Origin of the sequence: Streptomyces sp. NPDC058674 (assembly GCF_042716505.1) — a bacterium.
In the GTDB taxonomy this organism is placed as follows: Bacteria; Actinomycetota; Actinomycetes; order Streptomycetales; family Streptomycetaceae; genus Streptomyces.
On sequence record NZ_JBHXSC010000012.1, the window covers coordinates 92869 to 109346 of the forward strand.

Consider the following 16478-nt stretch of genomic DNA (forward strand, 5'->3'; position numbering starts at 1 on the left):
CCACGCCCGGCCGACCGGGCCTGCGGCGGCGGCGCGGCCCGACGCGGTGCGGCGGGGTGCGGCGGGGTGCGGCGGGGTGCGGCGGGGTGCGGGGCGGTGGGCGCAGCCCGCGGTGGGCGCAGCCCGGCCCGGGGCCGGCGGGCGCGGCGCGGACCCGGCGGGGGCGGGCGCAACCCTGCCGGGCGGGCGCGGCCCCCCGCCGGGACGGACGCGGCCCGGCCCGGCCGGCCCGTGCCGACGGGCCCCGGCAGGGGCTCGGCGGGTTCGTCAGTCCAGCGCCTCGCGCCAGCGCGACACCGCGGCCGCCGACACCGGGCCGCCCCACCCGTCGGGACGCGCCGCCCCGCCGATGTGGAAGGCATCCGCGCCCCCTTCGCGGAGCACCGGCAGGTGGGTCAGCGCCAGGCCGCCGCCGACCAGAATCCGTGCCCCGTACCCCGGCTCGCCGCGCCGGGCGACCTCCGCCAGCAGGACCGGGGCGCCCTCGTCCACCCCGGCCGGCGAGCCGGCCGTCAGGTACGTGTCCAGCCCCGGCAGCTCGGCCAGCGCCTTGCGCAGCCCGTCGCGGTCCGCCGACCGGTCGATCGCCCGGTGGAAGGTCCACGGGCAGCCGTCGAGCTCCGCCACGACGGCCTCGACCGCCGCGAGGTCGGGGGTGCCGTCGGGGTTCAGGAAGCCCAGGACGAACTCCGTCGCACCCTCCGCCCGCAGCTCCCGCGCCGCCACCAGCAGGGCGTCGAGGTCGCCGGCCGCGAACCCGTCGGCCGTGCGGAGCATCACGCGCAGCGGGATGTCGACCGCGTCCCTGATCGCCGCGAAGGTCTCGCGCGGCGGGGTCAGCCCGTCGGCGGCCATGTCGGCGACCAGTTCGAGTCGGTCCGCCCCACCGGCCCGGGCCGCGACCGCGTCCTCCACGTCGAGGGCGATCACCTCCAGGAGCGCACGGTTGCTCATTCGATCCCATCCTTCGGAAAACGGCTCGTATGACCCGGGTGGCCACGGGAGGCCACGGGCGGTCACTCAGGCAAATAGGTCTAGTCCAATATGCAGGGTACGGTCCCGGACCCCGGCCCACCAGCACCATCACGCCACCCCCACAATGTGCGCATGGACACAGGGACCCCGCACCCCGACACGGCCGGCCTCCGGGCCCGCTGGCGCGCGACCACCGCCGCCGCCGGCGCCCCCGTCGGCCGCGACCCCGAGCCGTACGCCGACCGGCTCCTCGCCGCCTGGGCGGAGCCCCAGCGCCGCTACCACAGCACCGCGCACCTGGCCGACGTACTCGCACGTATCGACCTACTGGCCCCGCACGCCGCCGACCCGGCCGCCGTGGAACTCGCCGCCTGGTTCCACGACGCCGTCTACCGCCCGGACCGCTCCGAGAACGAGGAGCGCAGCGCCGCGATGGCCGAGCGCGCCCTCCCCGAGCTCGGCATCGGCGCGGACCGCACCGCCGAGGTGGCCCGGCTGGTCCGGTTGACGGTCACCCACGACCCCGCCCCGGGCGACACGAACGGCGAGACCCTCTGCGACGCCGACCTCGCCGTCCTGGCGGGCGACGGTCCGGCCTACGCCGCCTACGCCGCCGCCGTCCGCGCGGAGTACGGGTTCGTCCCGGACGAGGCCTTCCGCGCCGGGCGCGCCGACGTCCTGCGCGGGCTCCTGGACCTGCCCCGGCTCTTCCGGACCCCGTACGGGGCGGCGCACTGGGAGGCACCGGCCCGCGCCAACCTCGCCGCGGAACTCGCCGGGCTCGCCCCCTGACCCCCGCCGGAGGGGCGCCCGGGCGGCACGCGGAGCGGAGCCGCACGGCACGCGGAGCGGAGCCGCACGGCGCCCCCTCCGAACCCCTGCCGGCGCCGACACCGCCACCCGCTGTCACGCGCCCGACACACGGGCGGGGAATATGCGCCCGTTCGCGCAGGTTGGTGAAGGGCATGCCCGCAGCCGCCGCACGCCCCCGCATGCCCGTCGCCGTCTACGTCCTCGGCCTGTCCGTCTTCGCACTCGGCACCAGCGAGTTCATGCTCTCCGGGCTGCTGCCACCCATCGCCGAGGACATGGGCGTCACCATCCCGCAGGCCGGCCTGCTCATATCCGCCTTCGCGATCGGCATGGTCGTCGGGGCCCCGCTGCTGGCCGTGGCCACCCTGCGCCTCCCCCGCCGCACCACCCTGGTGTCCCTCATCAGCCTCTTCGGCCTGGGCCAGGTCGCGGGCGCGCTCGCCCCCTCGTACGAGCTCCTCTTCGCCTCCCGCGTGGTCTCCGCCCTCGCGTGCGCGGGCTTCTGGGCGGTCGGCGCGGCCGTCGCCATCGCCATGGTCGACAAGGACCAGCGGGCACGCGCCATGGCCGTCATGATCGGCGGTCTCTCCATCGCCAACGTCCTCGGCGTCCCCGCCGGAGCCTTCCTCGGCGAGCACCTCGGCTGGCGCTCCGCCTTCTGGTCGGTCGGCGCGGCCTCCGCGATCGCCCTGGTGGGCATCCTGGCGCTGATCCCGAAGATCCCGCTGCCCGAGGAGAAGCCCTCGCTCGGCCGCGAGCTGCGCATCTACCGCGACCGCCAGGTGTGGCTCTCCATCGGCATCACGGCCCTGGCCGCGGGCGGCGTCTTCTGCGCCTTCAGCTACCTCTCGCCGCTGCTCACGGACGTGGCCGGGCTGGACTCGCAGTGGGTCCCGTGGATCCTCGGCCTCTTCGGCCTCGGCGCGCTCGCCGGCACCACCGTCGGCGGCCGGGTCGCCGACGCGCACCTGTTCGGCGTGATGATCTGGGGCGTCACCGCCTCGACCGTCTTCCTGAGCGCGCTCGCGCTGCTCGCCTCGACCGCCGCCGCGGCGATCGCCCTGTCCTTCCTGCTCGGCTTCTCCGCCTTCTTCACCGCCCCGGCGCTCAACGCCCGCATGTTCAACGTGGCGGGCGCCGCCCCGACCCTGGCGGGCGCCACCACCACGGCCGCGTTCAACCTCGGCAACACCGGCGGCCCCTGGCTCGGCGGCACGGTGATCGACGCGGGCCTCGGCTTCTCCGCCACCGCCTGGGCGGGCGCCGCCATGACGGTCACCGCCATCGCCCTCACCGTGATCGCCCTCCGGCTGGACCGCCGTACACCGGCCCGCGCCCGCGTGGTCGCCTCGGGCACGGGGGCCGCATCGCCGGCCCCGGCGGAGCAGTCCGCCCGCGCCTGACCCGCGCGGCGCCGGCGCCGGCCCCCGTCAGGCCGAGCGCCCCTTCGGGCGGCGCAGGCCGGCTTCCGTGAGGCGGCGGACCAGCTCCTTGCTGCCGATCTCCACCGCGCCCGCCCCGACCGCGTCGGCGTACCGGTACGACGGCACGTCGTAGTGGTCGCGCTCGAAGGCCCGGGCCGGGCAGCCGATGGAGGCCGCGAAGGCGTGCAGTTCCTCGTACGAGACGTCACTGACCAGGTGCGACCACATGCGGCCGTGGCCCGGCCAGGTGGGCGGATCGATGTAGACCGTCACCGGCGGCTCACCGGCCCGGATGCAGGACGGGGCCCAGGCCGCCGACCGCGGCCACCCGTACGCCCGCCTCCGAGCACACCCAGTGCGGCTCGGGGCCCAGCTCCGGCTCGACGTCCAGCGCGTGCGGCTCGCCGTGCCCGCACACGGGGCACAGCGGCCAGCGACCGTACTTCTCCAGCAAGGCGTCCTGTACGTCCTGAGCGACGAGTCCGGCGAGGTAGTCGACCCCCTCGGGCCACTGCTCCACCCACCACCGGCGGTGCGTGACCGAGTCCTCGACGAGGGAGACGACACCGGCATCGGCGACCTCGCCGGCGGCGAGGTCGGCGAGAACGAGGGCGCGGGCGACGTGCAGCGCCTGCTCCAGGGGGGGTGCGTGGTCCATGCGCCCATTGTGGCCCCGTACGGGTGCCGTGGTGAAGGTCCTCTTCCCGGAGGGACCAGCGGACCTTGACGCAGACCCCGGCCGAAAATAAGTTTCGGCCGTGAGCATGAACGCGAAGGAAACTTTCACACCCGGCAGCGCCCCCACCGACGCCCCGGCCGACGCCCCCGGTGACGCCCCGGAGCCCGCCCCCGCCGGCCGGGCCCCCGCGGACGGTCCGCGGCCCGGGCCGCTCACACCGGCGCCGCCGGTCCCGGCGCCCGCCGCCCTCCGGGCCCGGGTCCGCAGCCTCGGCCCCTCCATGACCCGCTCCATCCAGATCGTCGCCGAAGCCGTCGCCGCCGACCCGGCCGGCTGCGCCCAGCTCACCGTCACGGCCCTCGCCGAGCACACCGGCACCAGCGAGGCCACCGTCGTGCGCACCGCGCGCCTCCTCGGCTACCCCGGCTACCGCGGCCTGCGCCTCGCGCTCGCCGCGCTCGCCGCCCAGCAGGAGTCCGGCGCCGCTCCCGCCGTCACCGTGGACATAGCCGTCGACGACCCCCTCGCGGACGTCGTCGCCAAGCTGGCCCACGAGGAGGCGCAGACCCTCGCCGACACCGCCGCCGGACTCGACCTCACCCAGCTGGCCGGCGCCGTCGCCGCCCTCTCCACCGCCCGCCGCATCGACGTCTACGGCGTCGGCGCGTCCGCGCTCGTCGGCCGGGACCTCGCCCAGAAGCTGCTGCGGATCGGCCTGATCGCCCACGCGCACAGCGACCCCCACCTCGCCGTGACCAACGCCGTCCTGCTGCGCCCCGGCGACGTGGCCGTCGCGATCACCCACTCCGGCTCCACGGGCGACGTGATCGAGCCCCTGCGCACCGCCTTCGAACACGGCGCCACCACCATCGCCCTCACCGGCCGCCCGAACGCCCCCGTCGCCCACTACGCCGACCTCGTCCTCGCCACCTCCGCCGCCCGCGAGACCCAGCTGCGCCCGGCCGCCATGTCCAGCCGGACCAGCCAGCTCTACGTCGTCGACTGCCTGTTCGTCGGCGTGGCGCAGCGGACGTACGCCACCGCCGCCCCCGCCCTCGCCGCCTCGTACGAGGCGCTCGCCCCCCGGCACCACACCGCCGTGCCCGGCAGCAAGCGCACCGGCCCCACCCGCCAGGAGTCCCGCCCATGACCGCGTACGCCGATCTCCGCGCCCAGTTGGAGACGCTGACCACCGAGGCCTTCCGCCCGGAGCTCGCCGAGATCGACCGCCTGCCCACCCTGGAGATCGCCCGCCTGATGAACGCCGAGGACGCCACCGTCCCGGCCGCGGTCGCCGCTCGACTCCCGCAGATCGCCGCGGCGGTCGACGCGATCGCGGAGCGGATGGCGCGCGGCGGCCGGCTCGTCTACGCGGGCGCCGGCACCGCCGGCCGGATGGGCGTACTGGACGCCAGCGAGTGCCCGCCCACCTTCAACACCGACCCGGCGCAGGTCGTCGGCCTGATCGCGGGCGGCCCCCCGGCCATGGTCCGGGCCGTCGAGGGCGCCGAGGACTCCCGGGAGCTGGCCGCCGCGGACCTCGCCGCGCTGGACCTCGGCCCCGACGACACGGTCGTGGGCGTCTCCGCCTCCGGGCGCACCCCGTACGCGATCGGCGCCGTCGAGTTCGCCCGTACGCGCGGCGCCCTCACCGTGGGCCTGTCCTGCAACTCCGGCTCCGCGCTCGCCGCGGCCGCCGAGCACGGCATCGAGGTGGTCGTGGGGCCCGAACTGCTCACCGGCTCCACCCGTTTGAAGGCCGGCACCGCGCAGAAGCTCGTGCTCAACCTGATCTCGACGGTCACGATGATCCGGCTCGGGAAGACGTACGGGAACCTGATGGTCGACATGCGCTCCTCGAACGAGAAGCTGCGCGCCCGCGCCCGCCGCATCGTGGCCCTGGCCACCGGCGCCCCCGACGCGGAGATCGAGGCCGCGCTGGCGGCCACCGGCGGCGAGGTCAAGGACGCCGTGCTCGTCATCCTCGGCGGTGTCGACGGCCCCCGGGCCGCCGAGCTGCTGGCCTCCTCGGGCGGGCACCTGCGCGCCGCCCTCGACGCATCCTCCTGACCCCCGCCCCGCACCCCCGACGCAAGGCGACGCCCAGCATGTCCACTGACAAGAACCGCGCCACAGCAGCCGCGATCCTTCCCCTGGTCGGCGGCCCGCACAACATCACCTCGATCGCGCACTGCATGACGCGCCTGCGCATCGGCCTGCGCGACCGGAGCCTGGTCCAGGAGGAGGCCCTCAAGGCCGTCCCCGCCGTCATGGGCGTGGTCGAGGACGACACGTACCAGATCGTGCTGGGGCCGGGCACGGTCGCCCGCGTCACCCCGGAGTTCGAGGCGCTGGTCGAGGAGGGCCGCTCGGCGCCCCCCGCGCCCGGTGACCGTCCCGTCACCGCCGACGGACTGGCCGCCCAGGGCGCGGCGCTGAAGGAGGCCCGGAAGGCGAAGAACTCCACTCCGTTCAAGCTGTTCCTGCGCCGCATCGCCGACATCTTCGTACCGCTGATCCCCGCGCTGATCGGCTGCGGTGTCATCGCGGGCCTGAACGGCGTGCTGACCAACGCCGGCTGGCTGCCGGGCATCGTCCCCGCGCTCGCCGCTATCGCCTCCGGCTTCATGTCGCTGATCGCGGTCTTCGTCGGCTACAACACGGCGAAGGAGTTCGGCGGCACGGCGATCCTGGGCGGCGCGGTCGCCGCCGTCATCGTCTTCCCGGGCGTCGCGAAGATCACCGCCTTCGGGCTGGAGCTCAAGCCCGGCCAGGGCGGCGTCCTCGGTGCGCTCGCCGCGGCCCTGCTCGCCGTGCACGTGGAGAAGTGGTGCCGCCGGTGGGTCCCCGAGACCCTCGACGTGCTGGTCACCCCCACCCTCACGGTCCTGGTCACGGGCCTGGTCACCCTCTTCGGCCTGATGTTCCTCGCGGGCGGGGCCTCCACCGCCATCGGCACCTTCGCCAACTGGCTGCTCGCCACCGGCGGCGCCTTCGCCGGGCTCGTACTGGGCGGGCTGTTCCTGCCGCTGGTCATGCTGGGCCTGCACCAGGCCCTGATCCCCATCCACACCACGCTCATCGAGCAGTCCGGCTACACCGTCCTGCTGCCGATCCTCGCGATGGCGGGCGCGGGCCAGGTCGGCGCGGCGGTCGCCGTCTACGTCAAGCTCCCGCGCAACGGCTCGCTGCGCGCCACCATCAAGTCAGCGCTCCCGGCCGGCTTCCTGGGGGTCGGCGAGCCGTTGATCTACGGCGTCTCGCTGCCGCTCGGCCGCCCGTTCGTCACCGCGTGCGTCGGGGGCGCGGCCGGCGGGGCCTTCGTCGGCCTCTTCCACCAGCTCGGCGTGGCCTTCGGCTCCACCGCCATCGGCCCCTCGGGCTGGGCGCTCTTCCCGCTGCTGGACGGGGGGCCCGGCATGGGGACCACCCTCGCGATCTACGCGGGCGGCCTGGCGGTGGGGTATCTGGTGGGCTTCGCCGCCACCTCCTTCTTCGGCTTCACCCGGCAGATGCTCACCGACCTGAACACGGACCCGGACCCGGCGGACCCGGCTCCGCCGTCCGGTCCCGCGCAGGAGCCCGGGGAGCCGAGGGAACCGGCGATGGCGTAGCACCCCGGCGCCTGCGGCCCGGCCCCGCGGCCGCTCCCGCCGACAGCGGCCGCCCGGCGGCAACCCGGTACGGCGGGTCCGGCAGGATGCGGGAATGAGCGACGCGATACCCCCCGTGGTCCCCGCCGGCCGGCTGGCCTCCCTCCCCCAGCCGGAGTTCCACCTCCCCGGCACCGGCGGACTGCGGCTGCGCCCCTGGACCGCGTACGACGCACCCGCGCTGGTCGAGGCCTGCCACGACCCGGACATCCGGTACTGGAACCGCCCCAGCCTGCTCGACGAGGCCGGGGCCGTGGCGCGGATCGTCCGCTGGGAGGCGCGGCGGCGGGCCGAGGAGGGCGTCGTGTGGGCCGTGGCCCCGGCCCCGGGCGGCCGGGCCGTTGGCCTGATCGGCCTCGGGGACGTCGACCTCGCGGGCGGCAGCGCCGAATTCCTGTACTGGCTGCTGCCCGCGGGCCGCGGCCGCGGCGCCATGGCGCGGGCCACCGACCACGTCGGCCGCTGGGCCTTCGAGGACCTCGGCCTGCACCGCCTGCGCATCACCCACTCCGTGGCGAACCCGGCGTCCTGCGCCGTCGCGGTCCGGGCCGGCTACCCCCTGGAGGGCACGATGCGCGCCGCCCTCCTGCACGCGGACGGCTGGCACGACGAACACCTCCACGCCCGCCTGCGCACCGACTGACCCGTCGGGCGCCTGAGCACCGACTGACCCGCGGGCCGGGCGCCGCGACCCCGTGCACGTCGCCTGCCTAGCGCCGGTACACCCGCAGCTGCGACACCTCGTAGGACATCTCCGTCGCTCCCGGATCGGGCGCCGGGTGGTACCTCCCAGCCGAGACCGAGAGGTTGACGATGAGGTACGCGTGCCAGTTGCGGCCCACGCCCCGGCCGTCGCTGAAGACCCGGGCGCCGTTCACCCACCAGACGACCGAGCTCCGGCCGAACTCGACCTTCAGGTCGACCCAGCCGCCCGGCCGCACCGACGGGTCGCGGTGGTAGCGGTGGCCCTGGCGGACGTGGTTGGACAGCTCCAGCAGGTCCGGGTTGTCGGGGTGGTACTCGAAGACGTCGATCTCCTGGCCGCCGTCCCGCCAGGTCCAGATGGCGGGCCAGGCGCCCTTCTCGGTCGGCAGTTTCACCCGGGCTTCCAGCACGTCGCCGGTGCGTGCCTGGAAGCCCCCGTCGCTGCCCTCGGTGGTGAGGAGCCCGGCGTCCCAGTTGCCGTCGGGACGCAGCGTCGCGCGGAAGACCCCGCCACGGCTGTAGGCGGGATCGGCGACGAGGTGGTCGAGCTTGTTGTCGTTCGGGTTGACCGGGCCGCCGCCGGGATACGCCCAGGAGCGGCCGGCGACCCACTGGGAGGTGGAGGCGAAGTCGGCGGTGAAGACGGGAGTGCGGCGCGGCGCGAACACGGGCACGCCTCCACCGCCGTCGGGAACGAGGCGGCTTGTCAGGCGCCGCAGCCATCCGAGCGTGTCCGAGAGCATGACTGTGATCTGCCCGCCGGGAACCGGACCAACCGCCGGTTCTCGCTGAGAGTAATCGCACGAACGCGTTCAGCCATCGACGGCGTGCGCCGCGCGCACGAAGGCGCGGATCAGCTCGGGGGACTTCACCCCGCGCTCCCCCTCCACCCCGCTGGAGACGTCCACGCCCCACGCGCCCGTGGTCTCGACGGCCTCCCGGACGTTCGCCGGGGTCAGACCGCCCGCCAGCAGCCACCGGCCGGCCGGCGCGGTGAACTCGGCGGAGCCCCAATTCCACGGCTTGCCGGAGCCCGGGTCCGGCGCGTCGATCAGCAGCAGGTCCTCGCCGTACTCCCCGCACCGCCGGACGTGCTCCGCGGTGGCCCGCAGCAGCGTCCGGCCCTCGGCCGCGAGCGCGGCGAAGTCCTCGGGGCCCTCCTCGCCGTGCAGCTGGACGCCCCGCACGCCGCTCTCCTCGGTGAAGCGGCGGATCTCGGCGACCGACTGCCCCCGGAACACCCCGACGGTCAGCACCCGGGGCGGCACCTGCGCCGCGAGGGCGCGCGCGGTCGCGGCGTCGACCGTACGCGGGCTGCCCGGGGCGAAGACGAACCCGACGGCGCCGGCCCCCGCGGCCACGGCCGCCTCGACGTCGCGCGCGTTCTTGAGGCCGCAGATCTTGACGAAGGGTGTGCTGCTCTCGCTCATCCCCCGAGTCAACCAAACCCGCCCGCCCCACGGCACTCCGTCCCGAGGATCAGGCACGGCCCCGGCCCCGGCGCTAGCCTGATCCGAGACACGGGCCCCGGCCCGGTACAGCACGCACGCCATGCGGAGGACCACCGTGACCGAGCGGGCCACACCCATGGAATCCGCGCTGTCGGCGCCCGCGACATTCGAGTGCCTCCTGCGCACCGTCGAGGAGATGAACACACCGGACGGATTCAAGGCCGAGCTCATCCGGGGAAAGATCGTCGTGTCACCGTGGCCCGATCCGCACTGCTACCGACGCATGCGGGCGCTTCGCGAGCAGCTCCGCAACCATGCTCCGGACGGGCACATCGTGGAAAGCGCGCCCTTCCTCTTCCAATCCCGGCGGCGGCCCGCGCCTACGGACCCGGTCTCTTCGTCGCCGACGCAGCGGCCTTCGAAGCGGACGGCCGCCATGCAGACGGGGCGGCCCTGTCCCTGGTCGGGGAGTTCACCTCCGTCTCCGCGCAGGACGCGGGCTGGACCGACAAGCTCGACGTCTACGGCCTGCTCGTCCCCGTCTACCTGGTCGTCGACATGCAGGGCTCGGAGATCACCTGCTTCTCGGACCCCTCCCCGCACGGCTACCGCTCCCGTACGACGGTGTCCTTCGGCGAGCCCCTGCACGTACCGGAACCGTTCGGCTGCGTCATCGATTCGTCCGGGTTCTGACCGACCCGGGGGCTCCGGAAACCCGTTCGTGGCGGCGCGGCGGCGGGCCGCAGAATGGGCCCATGAACGACAACGGGGTGGAGATCGCCACAGGCGGCGCGGACGCCGAGCTCGACGCGCGGCTGAACAAGGAGCTCGACGCGTTCAACCAGGCGGCGACGACGGGACACGAGCAGTCCGAGTTCACCGTCCGGGTCACCGACGCGGACGGCGCGCTCGTCGCCGGGCTCAGCGGCTGGAGCTGGGGCGACCGGGCGGGCATCGCAATGACCTGGGTCCGTGAGGACAGCCGCGGCGACGGCTGGGGCGGCAGGCTGCTGGCCGCCGCCGAGGACGAGGCCCGCCGGCGCGGCTGCGCGACCGTCCTCGTCTCGTCGTTCACCTTCCAGGCCCCGGCCTTCTACGCCCGTCACGGCTACGCGGAGACGGCCCGCGTCCCCGGCTTCCCGGGCGGCCACGAGGACGTGTACTTCCTCAAGCAGCTCTGACCGGGCCGCCACGGTCCCGGCCCTGCGGCCGGAGAAACGCCCGAGGGCGGCACCCCCGTGGGGGTGCCGCCCTCGTTCGAGAACAGCCGATCAGCCGGGGCCGATCAGAAGTCCATGTCACCACCCGGCATGCCGCCGCCCGCGGGGGCACCGGCCTTCTCGGGCTTGTCGGCGATGACGGCCTCGGTCGTCAGGAACAGCGCGGCGATCGACGCGGCGTTCTGCAGCGCGGAGCGCGTGACCTTCGCCGGGTCGATGATGCCCTCGGCGATGAGGTCGACGTACTCGCCGGTGGCCGCGTTCAGACCCCAGCCCGGGGTCAGGTTGCGGACCTTCTCCACGACGACGCCACCCTCGAGGCCGGCGTTGACGGCGATCTGCTTCAGCGGGGCCTCGAGGGCGAGCTTGACGGCGGCAGCGCCGGTCGCCTCGTCACCCGTGAGCTCCAGCTTCTCGAAGACCGCGGAGGCCTGCAGCAGGGCGACGCCGCCACCGGCGACGATGCCCTCCTCGACGGCGGCCTTCGCGTTGCGAACGGCGTCCTCGATGCGGTGCTTGCGCTCCTTGAGCTCAACCTCGGTCGCGGCACCGGCCTTGATGACGGCCACGCCGCCGGCCAGCTTCGCGAGGCGCTCCTGGAGCTTCTCGCGGTCGTAGTCCGAGTCGGAGTTCTCGATCTCGGCGCGGATCTGGTTAACGCGACCGGCGACCTGGTCGCTGTCGCCGGCACCGTCGACGATGGTGGTCTCGTCCTTGGTGATGACGACCTTGCGGGCGCGGCCCAGCAGGTCGAGACCGGCGTTCTCCAGCTTGAGGCCGACCTCCTCGGAGATGACGGTGCCGCCCGTGAGGATGGCGATGTCACCGAGCATGGCCTTGCGGCGGTCGCCGAAGCCCGGGGCCTTGACGGCGACGGACTTGAAGGTGCCGCGGATCTTGTTGACGACCAGGGTCGACAGGGCCTCGCCCTCGACGTCCTCGGCGATGATCAGCAGCGGCTTGCCGGACTGCATGACCTTCTCCAGGAGCGGCAGCAGGTCCTTGACCGAGCCGATCTTGGAGTTGACGATCAGGACGTACGGGTCGTCGAGGGACGACTCCATGCGCTCCATGTCGGTGGCGAAGTACGCCGAGATGTAGCCCTTGTCGAAGCGCATGCCCTCGGTGAGCTCGAGCTCCAGACCGAAGGTCTGGGACTCCTCGACCGTGATGACGCCTTCCTTGCCGACCTTGTCCATCGCCTCGGCGATGAGCTCGCCGATCTGGGTGTCGGCGGCGGAGATGGAGGCCGTGGAGGCGATCTGCTCCTTGGTCTCGACGTCCTTGGCCTGGGCCAGCAGGGCGGCGGAGACGGCCTCGACGGCCTTCTCGATGCCACGCTTGAGGGCCATCGGGTTGGCGCCGGCGGCTACGTTGCGCAGGCCCTCGCGGACGAGCGCCTGGGCGAGCACGGTCGCGGTGGTCGTACCGTCGCCGGCGACGTCGTCCGTCTTCTTGGCGACTTCCTTGACCAGCTCGGCGCCGATCTTCTCGTACGGGTCCTCGAGCTCGATCTCCTTGGCGATGGAGACGCCGTCGTTGGTGATCGTGGGCGCGCCCCACTTCTTCTCAAGGACGACGTTGCGACCCTTGGGGCCAAGGGTGACCTTGACGGCGTCGGCGAGCTGGTTCATCCCACGCTCGAGACCGCGCCGGGCCTCCTCGTTGAACGCAATGATCTTGGCCATCTGAAGTGGTCCTCCCGGACAGCGGTGGATTGCTCCGGACCGCGCCCGCGCCCGCGACGGACGGCCTGCGTGCCCGGCGGTTCCTTCCCGCCGGACCCTGCGGGCCTCACCGACCCGGTCCTCGTTTCAGTAGCACTCTCCACTGGAGAGTGCTAACGCCAATGATTAGCACTCGACCCCCTCGAGTGCAAGCGGCTTCGACCAAGACCCGGCCAACGGTCAGTCGCCGCACGGGTCGCGCGGGCCCGGCGCACGAGGGGCCCACACCCCGTGTCCGGGATGTGGGCCCCTCGTGGTGCCTGGTGCGTACGCGTCGGTGGTCGATCGCGCTCGGACTAGCCGACCGCCAGCTTGACCATGTCGGCCTGCGGCCCCTTCTGGCCCTGCGAGATCTCGAACTCGACCCGCTGACCCTCTTCAAGGGTGCGGTAACCGTCCATCTGGATGGCGCTGTAGTGGACGAACACATCCGCGCCACCGTCGACCGCGATGAAGCCGTAGCCCTTCTCCGCGTTGAACCACTTGACGGTGCCCTGAGCCATGCCTAACTCCCCTATTACTGGCCCTTGCGCAGGAACGCACTTCGCGATCCCGGGTCAGAACTTGCGTCGGAACGCGTCGACCGAGGCTGAATGTATCCGCGCCGGTGCTGTCTGCAACAGGTCAATCCGACGAGAATTCAGGACACCCGAAAAGATTGAAAAAGAGTGAAAATTTGACATATTCCAGGGCAACTCGGGCCCGGCATATCTCGCCAAAGCCTCATACGGCACGTGCACATTGACCCGATGTCGACCCTGACGCGGCCCGTTCATATGCGGCGGGCAAGAACAGCGGAGGGGACTTCCCCAACCTTACCGCGCCCAATCAAGCAGAATTGCCCCCTCCGCTTATGAGCGGAGGGGGCAATTTCGGTTTTCGCGTGTCACCTACAGGTGATCAGCAGCCGCCCGCGACGGCCGGGATGATCGAGACGCCGGCGCCGTCCGGGGTCACGGCCTCCAGACCGCCCTCGAAGCGCACGTCGTCGTCGTTGACGTACACGTTGACGAAGCGGCGCAGCTTGCCCTGGTCGTCCAGGACGCGCGCGGCGATGCCCGGGTGGCTCTTCTCCAGCGACTCGATGACCTCGGCCAGGTTCGCGCCCTCGGCGGGGACCTCGGCCTTGCCGCCGGTGTAGGTGCGCAGGATGGTGGGGATGCGGACGTTGACGCTCATGGCGCTACTGCCTTTCCGGGGTACGGGGGAGGGTCACGCCAGGTTGGCGGCGCGGAACGCGTCCAGGCTCGGGCGGATGGTGGCGGTCTGCCCGCTGTCCGCGGCCACCGCCTCCAGCGTCTTGAGGCCGTCGCCGGTGTTCAGGATGACCGTGGTCAGCGCCGGGTCGAGCCGGCCGTCCTCCACGAGCTTCTTCGTGACGCCGACGGTCACGCCGCCCGCCGTCTCGGCGAAGATGCCCTCGGTCTGCGCCAGGATCTTGATGGCCTCGACGACCTGCTCGTCGTTGACGTCCTCGACGAAGCCGCCGGTGCGCCGCGCGATGTCCAGGACGTAGGGGCCGTCCGCCGGGTTGCCGATGGCCAGCGACTTGGCGATGGTGTTCGGCTTCTGCGGGCGGACCACCTCGTGGCCGGCCTTGAAGGCGGTCGAGACCGGGGAGCAGCCCTCGGCCTGGGCGCCGAAGATCTTGTACGGCCTGTCCTCGACGAGACCGAGCTTGATCAGCTCCTGCAGGCCCTTGTCGATCTTCGTCAGCTGGGAGCCGGACGCGATCGGGATCACGATCTGGTCGGGCAGCCGCCAGCCGAGCTGCTCGCAGATCTCGTACGCGAGGGTCTTGGAGCCCTCGCCGTAGTACGGGCGCAGGTTGACGTTGACGAAGCCCCAGCCCTCGCCCAGCGGGTCGCCGATGAGCTCGGAGCAGAAGCGGTTGACGTCGTCGTAGTTGCCCTCGATGCCGACGAGGTCGCCGCCGTAGACACCGGCCATGACGACCTTGCCCTGCTCCAGGTCGTGCGGGATGAACACGCAGGAGCGGAAACCGGCCCGGGCGGCCGCGGCGCCGACGGCGCCGGCCAGGTTGCCGGTGGAGGAGCAGGAGAGGGTGGTGAAGCCGAAGGCGCGGGCCGCCTCGACGGCGATGGCCACGACGCGGTCCTTGAAGGAGTGCGTCGGGTTGCCGGAGTCGTCCTTGACGTAGAGCTTGCCGGTGAAGCCGAGCTCCTTGGCCAGGTTGGCGGCGTCCACGAGCTTGGTGAAGCCCGGGTTCAGGCTGGGCTTGGAGGCCACGTCCGCGGGGACGGGCAGCAGCGGCGCGTAGCGCCAGATGTTGTCGGGACCGGCCTCGATCGCGGCGCGCAGGGCCTCGGGGTCGCCGGTGGGGAGGTCGTAGGCGACTTCCAGCGGTCCGAAGCACTCGGCACACGCGAAGACGGGTCCGAGGTCGAACCGGGTGCCGCACTCGCGACAGGAGAGGCCGGTGGCAGGTCCGAGATCAACAGAGGTGGCGACAGTCTGTGCAGCCATGATGGCGAGGCCCTTTCTCCTCATCTTCCCCATGGCGCACTTCGCCATGAGACGGAATTGGCACCTTCCCTAGCCGGGGACCTCGCGGGGTGTGCGCAGAACGCATCGCGAGAACCGACTGGAGGGTTGCCGGGGCTTCAACGGGCCGTGTCCCTCTGCCCCTCTGGATGAGCGGTATGGCACCGGGCCGCGCGCTCCATGGCACGTCCGGGCGTTTGTCGGCGAGCACCCCCGGCATGCGGTGGTGCTTCGCGTTGTTCAAGACTGTAACCGAAGGTCCGTGTGGTTGAGACAGCCGTCCGAACCGCGAGATGGATCACTTTTCGGCCCATACCGCCGAGTAACCAGGGAGTGCTGAACGTGCTGGAAGAGGTGGAGCGCTGGCTGGCCGACCGCTCCTGGGCCGCCGCCGACCGACCGCTCGCCCGGCTCCTGGACCTGAAGCGGGCGACGGGCACCACGGTCAGCGTGGTGCTGCCCGCGCTCGACGAGGAGCCGACGGTCGGCGCCATCGTCGAGGTGATCCGGCGCGACCTGATCGAGGGGCTCCCGGTACCCCTGGTGGACGAGCTCGTCGTGATCGACTCCGGCTCCGCGGACCGGACCGCGGAGGTGGCCGCGAAGGCCGGCGCCCGGGTGGTGCACCGCGACGAGATCCTGCCGCGCCTCCCGGCGCTGCCCGGCAAGGGCGAGGTGCTGTGGCGTTCGCTGCTGGCCACGAGCGGGGACGTCGTCTGCTTCGTCGACGCCGACCTGCGGGACTTCTCGGCCTCCTTCGTCTCCGGCATCGTGGGACCGCTGCTGACCGAGCCGGACGTGCAGTTCGTCAAGGCGATGTACGACCGCCCGCTGGGCGACGCCCCCGGCCAGGGCGGCCGGGTCACCGAGCTCGTCGCCCGCCCCCTGCTCAACCTCCACTGGCCGCAGCTGGCCGGCTTCGTCCAGCCGCTGGGCGGCGAGTACGCCGTCCGCCGCTCGCTGCTGGAGCGGCTGCCCTTCCCCGTCGGGTACGGCGTCGAGCTCGGCCTGCTCGTGGACGCCCTGCACACGGTCGGGCTGGACGCGCTGGCCCAGGTGGACGTGGGCGTACGGCTCCACCGCCACCAGGACGGGCAGGCGCTCGGCCGGATGGCCGCGGCGATCTACCGCACGGCGCAGCTGCGGCTCTCGCGCGGGCACCTCGTACGGCCGGAGCTGACGCAGTTCGAGCGGGGCCCGCAGGGTTTCGTGGCGCGCACCCACGCGGTGGACACCGAGGAGCGGCCGCCGATGCGGGAGGTCGAGGAGTACGCGGTGCGCCGCGTGGCGTGACGAATCGGACGGTTTGAGGGGGCCCGGGCCCGG

18 protein-coding genes and 1 riboswitch are annotated in these 16478 nt (G+C 73.1%); of the genes, 9 read left to right on the forward strand and 9 right to left on the reverse strand.

Annotated features, from left to right (window positions below; genetic code table 11):
• Positions 1 to 267 precede the first annotated feature (267 nt).
• Entirely contained in the window at positions 268 to 954 is a 687-nt protein-coding gene (locus ACFWU6_RS09440; protein ID WP_383807064.1) for a copper homeostasis protein CutC, read from the reverse strand.
• Positions 955 to 1107: 153 nt separating this feature from the next.
• On the opposite strand from ACFWU6_RS09440, the gene ACFWU6_RS09445 reads away from it, so the two are divergent.
• Both ACFWU6_RS09445 and ACFWU6_RS09450 read left to right on the forward strand, forming a co-directional pair.
• Positions 1108 to 1767, forward strand: coding sequence for a hypothetical protein (locus ACFWU6_RS09445; protein ID WP_383807066.1), 660 nt, complete (start codon positions 1108 to 1110; stop codon positions 1765 to 1767).
• 200 nt (positions 1768 to 1967) lie between these two features.
• Positions 1968 to 3191 carry a Cmx/CmrA family chloramphenicol efflux MFS transporter gene (locus ACFWU6_RS09450; protein ID WP_383979951.1) on the forward strand — a complete coding sequence of 408 codons (1224 nt, stop codon included), beginning with the start codon at positions 1968 to 1970 and terminating at the stop codon, positions 3189 to 3191.
• 27 nt (positions 3192 to 3218) lie between these two features.
• Here ACFWU6_RS09450 and ACFWU6_RS09455 read toward each other — a convergent pair whose 3' ends face one another.
• Both ACFWU6_RS09455 and ACFWU6_RS09460 read right to left on the reverse strand, forming a co-directional pair.
• Positions 3219 to 3485 (reverse strand): DUF4031 domain-containing protein, encoded by a 267-nt coding sequence (locus ACFWU6_RS09455; RefSeq protein WP_383979909.1) that lies wholly within the window; start codon positions 3483 to 3485, stop codon positions 3219 to 3221.
• A 7-nt stretch (positions 3486 to 3492) separates the two neighbouring features.
• Positions 3493 to 3870 (reverse strand): hypothetical protein, encoded by a 378-nt coding sequence (locus ACFWU6_RS09460; RefSeq protein ID WP_383979912.1) that lies wholly within the window; start codon positions 3868 to 3870, stop codon positions 3493 to 3495.
• Between the two features lie 106 nt (positions 3871 to 3976).
• Between ACFWU6_RS09460 and ACFWU6_RS09465 the strand changes: the two genes are divergently transcribed.
• The 4 genes from ACFWU6_RS09465 (at position 3977) to ACFWU6_RS09480 (ending at position 8187) form a co-directional block, all read left to right on the forward strand.
• Complete coding sequence (locus tag ACFWU6_RS09465) at positions 3977 to 5041, forward strand: MurR/RpiR family transcriptional regulator (RefSeq protein WP_383979955.1); 1065 nt, start codon at positions 3977 to 3979, stop codon at positions 5039 to 5041.
• Complete coding sequence (gene murQ, locus ACFWU6_RS09470) at positions 5038 to 5961, forward strand: N-acetylmuramic acid 6-phosphate etherase (RefSeq protein WP_383979917.1); 924 nt, start codon at positions 5038 to 5040, stop codon at positions 5959 to 5961. The genes ACFWU6_RS09465 and murQ overlap by 4 nt, the downstream gene beginning before the upstream one ends.
• 38 nt (positions 5962 to 5999) lie before the next feature.
• The gene (locus ACFWU6_RS09475) at positions 6000 to 7505 is read left to right on the forward strand and encodes a PTS transporter subunit EIIC (RefSeq protein ID WP_383979920.1); all 1506 of its coding nucleotides are present in this window, start codon (positions 6000 to 6002) and stop codon (positions 7503 to 7505) included.
• Positions 7506 to 7599: 94 nt separating this feature from the next.
• On the forward strand, positions 7600 to 8187 hold the full coding sequence (locus tag ACFWU6_RS09480; RefSeq protein ID WP_383979922.1) for a GNAT family N-acetyltransferase: 588 nt from the start codon (positions 7600 to 7602) through the stop codon (positions 8185 to 8187).
• Between the two features lie 67 nt (positions 8188 to 8254).
• On the opposite strand, the gene ACFWU6_RS09485 is transcribed toward ACFWU6_RS09480, so the two are convergent.
• Together ACFWU6_RS09485 and ACFWU6_RS09490 are read right to left on the reverse strand one after the other, a co-directional pair.
• Positions 8255 to 8992, reverse strand: a complete 738-nt coding sequence (locus tag ACFWU6_RS09485; protein WP_383807083.1) for a beta-glucanase — start codon at positions 8990 to 8992, stop codon at positions 8255 to 8257.
• A gap of 69 nt (positions 8993 to 9061) precedes the next feature.
• Entirely contained in the window at positions 9062 to 9679 is a 618-nt protein-coding gene (locus tag ACFWU6_RS09490; protein ID WP_383979926.1) for a phosphoribosylanthranilate isomerase, read from the reverse strand.
• 276 nt (positions 9680 to 9955) lie between these two features.
• On the opposite strand from ACFWU6_RS09490, the gene ACFWU6_RS09495 reads away from it, so the two are divergent.
• Complete coding sequence (locus ACFWU6_RS09495) at positions 9956 to 10393, forward strand: Uma2 family endonuclease (protein WP_383979929.1); 438 nt, start codon at positions 9956 to 9958, stop codon at positions 10391 to 10393.
• A gap of 62 nt (positions 10394 to 10455) precedes the next feature.
• The gene (locus ACFWU6_RS09500; RefSeq protein ID WP_383979931.1) at positions 10456 to 10881 is read left to right on the forward strand and encodes a GNAT family N-acetyltransferase; all 426 of its coding nucleotides are present in this window, start codon (positions 10456 to 10458) and stop codon (positions 10879 to 10881) included.
• Positions 10882 to 10985: 104 nt separating this feature from the next.
• On the opposite strand, the gene groL is transcribed toward ACFWU6_RS09500, so the two are convergent.
• The 4 genes from groL to thrC all read right to left on the reverse strand — a co-directional run bounded on the left by groL (position 10986) and on the right by thrC (position 15134).
• Positions 10986 to 12608, reverse strand: coding sequence for a chaperonin GroEL (groL, locus tag ACFWU6_RS09505; RefSeq protein WP_383807094.1), 1623 nt, complete (start codon positions 12606 to 12608; stop codon positions 10986 to 10988).
• Between the two features lie 335 nt (positions 12609 to 12943).
• Positions 12944 to 13150, reverse strand: a complete 207-nt coding sequence (locus ACFWU6_RS09510; RefSeq protein ID WP_003967346.1) for a cold-shock protein — start codon at positions 13148 to 13150, stop codon at positions 12944 to 12946.
• Positions 13151 to 13547: 397 nt separating this feature from the next.
• On the reverse strand, positions 13548 to 13826 hold the full coding sequence (locus tag ACFWU6_RS09515; protein WP_383807097.1) for a MoaD/ThiS family protein: 279 nt from the start codon (positions 13824 to 13826) through the stop codon (positions 13548 to 13550).
• Between the two features lie 33 nt (positions 13827 to 13859).
• Complete coding sequence (gene thrC, locus ACFWU6_RS09520; protein WP_383807100.1) at positions 13860 to 15134, reverse strand: threonine synthase; 1275 nt, start codon at positions 15132 to 15134, stop codon at positions 13860 to 13862.
• 17 nt (positions 15135 to 15151) lie between these two features.
• A riboswitch (SAM riboswitch) is annotated at positions 15152 to 15308 on the reverse strand.
• Positions 15309 to 15494: 186 nt separating this feature from the next.
• Here thrC and ACFWU6_RS09525 point away from each other — a divergent pair.
• Positions 15495 to 16445, forward strand: a complete 951-nt coding sequence (locus ACFWU6_RS09525) for a glucosyl-3-phosphoglycerate synthase (protein WP_383807103.1) — start codon at positions 15495 to 15497, stop codon at positions 16443 to 16445.
• The last annotated feature ends 33 nt before the right edge of the window (positions 16446 to 16478 follow it).

What these genes read in the sequence shown, in the direction of transcription:
- ACFWU6_RS09440 (WP_383807064.1), bottom strand. Translation starts at nt 954, where the DNA reads ATGAGCAACCGTGCGCTCCTGGAGGTGATCGCCCTCGACGTGGAGGAC.
- ACFWU6_RS09445 (WP_383807066.1), top strand. Translation starts at nt 1,108, where the DNA reads ATGGACACAGGGACCCCGCACCCCGACACGGCCGGCCTCCGGGCCCGC.
- ACFWU6_RS09450 (WP_383979951.1), top strand. Translation starts at nt 1,968, where the DNA reads ATGCCCGTCGCCGTCTACGTCCTCGGCCTGTCCGTCTTCGCACTCGGC.
- ACFWU6_RS09460 (WP_383979912.1), bottom strand. Translation starts at nt 3,870, where the DNA reads ATGGACCACGCACCCCCCCTGGAGCAGGCGCTGCACGTCGCCCGCGCC.
- ACFWU6_RS09465 (WP_383979955.1), top strand. Translation starts at nt 3,977, where the DNA reads ATGAACGCGAAGGAAACTTTCACACCCGGCAGCGCCCCCACCGACGCC.
- murQ (WP_383979917.1), top strand. Translation starts at nt 5,038, where the DNA reads ATGACCGCGTACGCCGATCTCCGCGCCCAGTTGGAGACGCTGACCACC.
- ACFWU6_RS09475 (WP_383979920.1), top strand. Translation starts at nt 6,000, where the DNA reads ATGTCCACTGACAAGAACCGCGCCACAGCAGCCGCGATCCTTCCCCTG.
- ACFWU6_RS09480 (WP_383979922.1), top strand. Translation starts at nt 7,600, where the DNA reads ATGAGCGACGCGATACCCCCCGTGGTCCCCGCCGGCCGGCTGGCCTCC.
- ACFWU6_RS09485 (WP_383807083.1), bottom strand. Translation starts at nt 8,992, where the DNA reads ATGCTCTCGGACACGCTCGGATGGCTGCGGCGCCTGACAAGCCGCCTC.
- ACFWU6_RS09490 (WP_383979926.1), bottom strand. Translation starts at nt 9,679, where the DNA reads ATGAGCGAGAGCAGCACACCCTTCGTCAAGATCTGCGGCCTCAAGAAC.
- ACFWU6_RS09500 (WP_383979931.1), top strand. Translation starts at nt 10,456, where the DNA reads ATGAACGACAACGGGGTGGAGATCGCCACAGGCGGCGCGGACGCCGAG.
- groL (WP_383807094.1), bottom strand. Translation starts at nt 12,608, where the DNA reads ATGGCCAAGATCATTGCGTTCAACGAGGAGGCCCGGCGCGGTCTCGAG.
- ACFWU6_RS09510 (WP_003967346.1), bottom strand. Translation starts at nt 13,150, where the DNA reads ATGGCTCAGGGCACCGTCAAGTGGTTCAACGCGGAGAAGGGCTACGGC.
- ACFWU6_RS09515 (WP_383807097.1), bottom strand. Translation starts at nt 13,826, where the DNA reads ATGAGCGTCAACGTCCGCATCCCCACCATCCTGCGCACCTACACCGGC.
- thrC (WP_383807100.1), bottom strand. Translation starts at nt 15,134, where the DNA reads ATGGCTGCACAGACTGTCGCCACCTCTGTTGATCTCGGACCTGCCACC.